2 protein-coding genes are annotated in these 1,483 nt (G+C 41.2%); both read left to right on the top strand.

Annotated elements, in window-relative coordinates; genetic code table 11:
• A partial coding sequence (locus H5154_RS22700; RefSeq protein ID WP_259398599.1) for a polymorphic toxin type 15 domain-containing protein occupies positions 1-897 on the top strand: 897 nt, incomplete at its 5' end.
• A gap of 6 nt (positions 898-903) precedes the next feature.
• Positions 904-1,483: GAD-like domain-containing protein (locus tag H5154_RS22695; protein WP_182719723.1), on the top strand; the 580-nt coding region annotated here is incomplete at its 3' end.

Genomic DNA, 1,483 nt, shown 5'->3' with positions numbered 1-1,483 from the left:
GTAATCAAAGGCTTTCGAGATACACTTAACGATATTTCAACCAGCTGGAAATACGATCTTCTGCTGCCAGACTCAGCCATTGACGGCATGCAAGCCATGGTCAAACAGCTTGATGAAGTCACCCCAAAAATTGACCAAGGCGTTAAAACCGCCGCAAACGAAATTGGCAATCGCGTAAACAAAGCCCTCGATGAATTTGAGCCACCGGCAAGTACAGGTGTAGTGGGTAAACCGAAGAAAACCGTTGCCAATGAGCTTGAGCCGCCGAAAGGGAATGATTTAAAGGGGGTACAGAGTAAAAACACTCACCCACTTCGATTAAAAATGAAAGCTTACAAAGTGCCTTGTTTTAAACCAAGTGATGGCTTAAGGAAAAGAAATAAAGGCGACTTACGCGCTTTAGAGCATAATTACGCAAGGCAGCTTAAACATCAAGAAAATGGCTTGAATGATTTAACCATTGGTGAATACAGAGAAAACCGCGAGCGATACAAAAAGATGAGGCGCAAAGGTACTGGAACTGCGCAAGATGATTTTAGAGAGGAGTTCCAATCAGATTTATTTGAGTCACTAAAAGAATCATATGAAAAGAAAATGTCTCCAATTAAAGCCAAAACATTAGCCACACAAAGAACAACAGAAATTATGGACAATTTACATGCATTACATGACCCTGACATGGGCGCAGGCGGTTCTGATAGCGTATCGCGTATGGGCGATAAACGAGTTAATGGCTCTTTAGGTCCGCAGTGGGCTAAAGAACCTATAGGGAGTAAAAAAGGGGATAAAACACGCGTGCAGTTAATGGATGAGCAAGTTGAAAACGCATTTAAAAAACATGGCCCAGATGCTAAGTTGAACATTCAACTTGAGCGCTGCCCGTTAAATAAAAGGTAGACCATAATGATAGAATCCAATGACGAATATTTAGACCTTTTTTTAAGCGAGTTTGGTCAACCAACAACAACTGTACCCGCGACTATCGCTGATATAGAAGCGTATCGAGGGAAACTGCCTGACCAACTACTTGAATACTGGCAAATACTCGGGTTCAGCGGCTTTGCCGATGGTTTATTTTGGCTGACAAATCCTGCGGATTATCAAGATATTCTTGACCGATTTTTAGAAGACACCCCGTTTGAGCAAGATGATATTTATTATGTTATAGCGCGTAATGCCTGGGGCAATTTAAAACTCTACGGTGAGAAAACCGGACATTCTGTGGAAATCAGCCCTTACCTTAATTGGATGCGAACAAAAAAAGGAAATCAGCAAGATATTGAAGCTGGCAAGGCTAACCAAACAATAAAAAGTTTCTTGACATGTCAGGATCCAGATAGTTCTGATATAAAAAGCAGCCAAAAGAAACCACTTTTCCCTGCGGCATTAAAAAAATATGGCCCACTCAATGCTAATGAAGTGTACGGCTTTGCGCCATTTTTATTTATGGGTGGCGAGAAAAAAATCAAGAATATTGAAAAGT

Source organism: Pseudoalteromonas sp. SR44-5 (genome assembly GCF_014163675.1).
Lineage (GTDB): Bacteria > Pseudomonadota > Gammaproteobacteria > Enterobacterales > Alteromonadaceae > Pseudoalteromonas > Pseudoalteromonas rhizosphaerae.
The sequence above is the reverse complement of the archived record's forward strand: the minus strand, read 5'-3'. Positions and strand labels throughout refer to the sequence as shown.